This is a genomic window from uncultured Clostridium sp. (genome assembly GCF_934754915.1).
Taxonomy (GTDB): Bacteria; Bacillota; Clostridia; order Clostridiales; family Clostridiaceae; genus Clostridium.
The window spans coordinates 1-4,643 of sequence record NZ_CAKVKB010000202.1; the positions used below are offsets into that span (position 1 = coordinate 1).

Below are 4,643 nucleotides of genomic sequence, written 5' to 3' on the forward strand. Positions count from 1 at the left end.
AGATGAGCTTCCTGAGGAGGCTATTTTAACGGATGATGATATCGATTTAGAGGATGTTTATCTGTATTACTTTGAATAAAAAAGATAAATATAAAAGATGATATAGTTATGTGGATTGCAGGCTTCTTAATATTTTAGGATGTATGGATAGTGTGACTGAAGGAAAATACTATGTGAATGATATAGAAGTGTCGGCATTGAATAAATCAGACACTCACAAATTTAGAAAAGAAAATATTGGATTTGTATTTCAACATTTTGCATTGATGGATTATTATACAGCCTATGAAAATATTGAACTTCCATTGCTTGCTAATAACATAAAGAAGAAGCAAAGAAAGAAAATAATTAACGAGCAGCTTGAGAACTTGGGAATTATTGAAGAGAAAAATAAGCTTCCAGGGAAAATGTCAGGTGGTCAGCAACAGAGAGTTGCTATAGCAAGAGCACTTGTTACTGATGCAAAAATACTATTAGCGGACGAGCCTACAGGAGCTTTAGATCAAAAGACCGGTCAGGAGGTTCTTGATATTTTAAAAACTATTAATGAGCAAGGAAAGACAGTAATAATTGTAACGCATGATTTAGAAATAGCAAAAAAGACAAAAAGAATTATTTCAATTGTTGATGGAAAAATCATATCGGATAGTAAAGAGGAATAAAGTAAAAAATGAATACAAATGAAAGTTTTGAAAGTATCGCAGATGTTGATGAAAGCGAAAAAGAGATAACAAATTTTGGAATAAGTATGATGATAACGACCAGTATTTCATTAATTGTTGCAGTAGTTATCGCTGCGTTGTTTGGCATGTTGCCAACAGGAATTTTATTATTAGCTTCAATTATTGTGCTAAGACAATATGCAGGTGGATATCATGCAAAAAGTCAAAGAGTTTGTGTTATCATATCATGCCTAATATATGGAACCTGTTTATTATTTATAAAGCATAGCTTAATGAATGGTGTAATTCAGTTAGTTTTATGTGTGGCGGCAATTTTAGTTATATTTTTTCTGGCTCCAGTAGACAATGCTAATAACGAATTATCAATTTCAGAAAAGAAGCATCTGGGTAAAAAAGTTAGAATATCTTTAAGTTTGGAAGTTTTAGTATTTGTGATATTATTAGTTAGTGAGAATACATATTGGAGCGAAATAATTGTTGTTTCAATGATAATAGTCGCTACTCTAGTATTGATTGGATTTATTGAAAACAAAGTGAGAGGATTAGATAATGGTTTATCAGATAGGTATATACGATGACGAGAATTCAACATGTTCTGAGTTAGAAAATATTTTGAAAGATTATTCTAAAATATCGGGTTTAGATATTCATATAAATATTTGGAATAGTGCAGAAAGTTTTATTAGAGATGTTCCAACTAAAGTGAAAATTGACCTGTTATTTTTAGATATAGAAATGCCTGGAAAAAATGGTGTTCATGTGGGAGAATATATTCGTAATGATATGAAGAATGAGACTATGCATATTATATATGTTTCTTCAAAAACTAATTATGCCATGGAGTTATTTAAGGTTCATCCATACGATTTTATAGTCAAACCTATAGAAAGAGATAAGGTTATTAATAATGTTTCAAAATTATTAGAATTAGATGAACATGATAATAGATATTTTACATATGAGTATAATAAGATTAAAAATAAAATTCACTTTGGAGATATTGTATATTTTGAAAGTGACAGAAAGCATATAAAGATAATATGTAGTGATGGAACTAATAAAGAATTTGTGGGCAAAATTAGCGAAATTATTGAGAATCTACCATTTAGTTTTGCCTTGGTTGCACAATCATTTGTGATAAATCTTAGACATATAAGTTTATGTAAAAAGGACTCATGCATAATGGATAATGGTGACTGTATAAGTATAGGAAGAAAATATAAGAATACTTTTAGTATAAAAATAATAGAATACAATAAAAGTAAGGGTGGTAACGGATGAATCAAATTGAAGATGTGATAGTTTCTAGTATTACAGAGTTAATAAGAGTTTTTATTATTTTAGAATATTTGAAAACCTTTCTAGAGATTAGGTCGGTAAAATGTAATGTATTTAATAGCATTATTACCTATGCTGTTACACTATTTAGTTATCTTGTATTTCATAATGTCTTGATTAATTTGTTTGTAACTATTGTTGGAATTGTTTTTTTATCTACGGGTTTTGTTGGACAGTTAAAAAAGAAATTACTGTTGAGCATTATGGTTTATGGAATCATGTTTGTGATAGATTTACTGGCTTCATTTTTATTATATGAAGCACCTGATTCCAACAACTATGAAATTATAAGTTCCTTTATATCAGTAATTTTCTTTTATATTGTGGTAATTTGCATTAAAAAGATTTTTAAGGAAAATGGTAAGATTGATTTATCAGGACAATGGTATTTACTACTATTTTCAGCACTTTTAAGTATTGCTGCCCTTTATATTGTATATAAGGATATGACTGTTTCAAGGGAAGCAGTTATAACTATTAGTGTTATCGTTTTACTTTTTAATATAATGCTGTACATTTTTTATATGTCGATGCTAGTTCGCTTTATATATGAAAGCGAAAATCTGGAATTAAAGCAGCAAATGAACATATATGAGCAGCAGATAAGAAATGATATTGACAATAGCAGAAAGCTTCGCGGGGTAAGGCATGATATGAAGCACCATATAAGAGAAATCAACGACTTGCTTACAAAGAATAAGGTAGAGCAGGCAAAGGATTATCTTTATCAGATGAATAACGAGATATTAAATGCTCAGAATATGTACAATACCGGACACGAAGCATTTGATGGAATCCTTAATTATTATGCAGAAAAATATGCAAACAAATCCCTGAAACTGGAGGTTTCAGTTGCTATACCAGAGAATCTTGAAATAAATATATTTGATGTAAATATTGTGCTGGGTAATTTACTTGATAATGCCTTAGAAAATGCTATCAGTAAAACACAAGTAGACTTCAGTCTAAAGTATAATGCTGGAATGCTACACATTTCCATATCTAATCTATTTGAAGGCAATGTAAAGAGAGTAGATGGAAATATTGTGAGCAGAAAAGGCGAAAACCACGGGCTTGGCTTGGATAATATAAAGAGAATAGTTGAGAAATATGATGGAACTATGGTTATGGAGTGCGATGGTGGAAGGTTTGATGTTGATGTAATTATGTTTGTTGGGTGAGAGAATTCAAATTCGTTTGACTCTGAAAGAAGAATATGTGTAAATCATTGAATTATATGATGCTTCAAAAAAATATCATTATGGAGCTGAACAAGGATTTATGCTTGGAGTTTCTTGATTAATCATACTGAGGTTGAATTTTTTTAATAGTGTGATATGTGGTGTTGTTAAGAAAATTAAAGATAGTATATTAGTGAGAAAAATTGGAGCGTAGTAAAATGAAAATCTGAAAAAGGATTTTAGACTTGATTTTGTAGAAAGGAGAATTTGATTAGTTTATTAATCAAAGAAGTAATATGTACTCATATTTTTTATCAGATTATATTAATAATATTTTATGTAAAGACACCAGAAAATTAAAAGATTTATCTAAAGGTGAGATGGTGCAATTAGTAATACTGATTTCTTTTAGCTTTTTAGTGCTTGTAGCAACAATATTGTATCAAATAAATAAGACAATAGGTTATATATTTTTTGAGTTATTTGCTATTGTGTCTTTGTATATTGTGATGGGAGTTATCGTTATTTCAAATAATAAAAAGTGGAAAAACAATAATATAGAATATTTAAAAGAATACGAGAGCAATCATATAAATGAATATATCAAGAGATTAGATGAATTAAATATGTATACTGAAAAAGATGTTTTGTGGCTAATTGATCAAAGTAAAAAATATTATCAGAACGAAAATGAGAAGTTTAAGGTGGGAAAGGTTAGTTCATCCTTAATATTTCCAATAATTATCGGATATATATCTATTATAACGAATAAATCTGATATTGTTACAGCTACATATATTATTATAATTGTATTAGCTATTTTATCAATTTTTATAGTTATGTATTATTGTATTGCGCCTATGATTTATAAAATTATTAATAAACGAAAATATTTTGCTAGGGATTATGAGAATGATCTAAGCTATATATTATTGAAAATGGAAAGATAGATTAAAAATGGGGAAATTATACATATTTGGAAATGGGCTTGATTTGCATTATAAATTGAAAACAAAACTATCAGATTTTGTAAACATTCTTAAAGATAAAGATATATATAATGAAACAAATAATGCAGCAGAGATTTTTGAGAATTATAATGTTTTATGGAGTAACTTTGAACAAGATATGGCTTATATAGAATTAGAGCAAATAGAGGAGAATCAAGTTCAAAGTCCTGATTATATGTCGGAACATGAATATGATAGAGACGGTGTAATTACAAATGTCGAAGAATATGTTGATAGTTTAAAAAGAGCAATATTTGAATCGCTATCAGATATGATACATACGGCTGAACAAGATATAGCATAGCTATCAAATGATGATGAATGGTTATTTGAAGATGGAGATATGATACTTTCTTTCAATTACACATCTACAATTGAGAGTATATCAAATGCATTAGATGTTCCATTTTAGCAATATTTCCTGAGCGGGG

The 4,643-nt window shown here is 28.6% G+C and carries 6 protein-coding genes; all 6 read left to right on the forward strand.

Going from position 1 to position 4,643, the window contains the following annotated elements:
• Window positions 1–110 precede the first annotated feature (110 nt).
• Window positions 111–662, forward strand: a complete 552-nt coding sequence (locus tag Q0F58_RS17325) for an ABC transporter ATP-binding protein (RefSeq protein ID WP_294379119.1) — start codon at window positions 111–113, stop codon at window positions 660–662.
• Window positions 663–670: 8 nt separating this feature from the next.
• Complete coding sequence (locus Q0F58_RS17330; protein WP_294379120.1) at window positions 671–1,261, forward strand: accessory gene regulator B family protein; 591 nt, start codon at window positions 671–673, stop codon at window positions 1,259–1,261.
• On the forward strand, window positions 1,233–1,964 hold the full coding sequence (locus Q0F58_RS17335) for a LytTR family DNA-binding domain-containing protein (protein ID WP_294379121.1): 732 nt from the start codon (window positions 1,233–1,235) through the stop codon (window positions 1,962–1,964). The genes Q0F58_RS17330 and Q0F58_RS17335 overlap by 29 nt, the downstream gene beginning before the upstream one ends.
• On the forward strand, window positions 1,961–3,202 hold the full coding sequence (locus tag Q0F58_RS17340; RefSeq protein WP_294379122.1) for a sensor histidine kinase: 1,242 nt from the start codon (window positions 1,961–1,963) through the stop codon (window positions 3,200–3,202). The genes Q0F58_RS17335 and Q0F58_RS17340 overlap by 4 nt, the downstream gene beginning before the upstream one ends.
• A gap of 380 nt (window positions 3,203–3,582) precedes the next feature.
• A complete protein-coding gene (locus tag Q0F58_RS17345) occupies window positions 3,583–4,152 on the forward strand; it encodes a hypothetical protein (protein ID WP_294379123.1) in 570 nt (189 codons plus the stop codon).
• Between the two features lie 7 nt (window positions 4,153–4,159).
• Window positions 4,160–4,516 carry an AbiH family protein gene (locus tag Q0F58_RS17350; protein WP_294379124.1) on the forward strand — a complete coding sequence of 119 codons (357 nt, stop codon included), beginning with the start codon at window positions 4,160–4,162 and terminating at the stop codon, window positions 4,514–4,516.
• Window positions 4,517–4,643 lie beyond the last annotated feature (127 nt).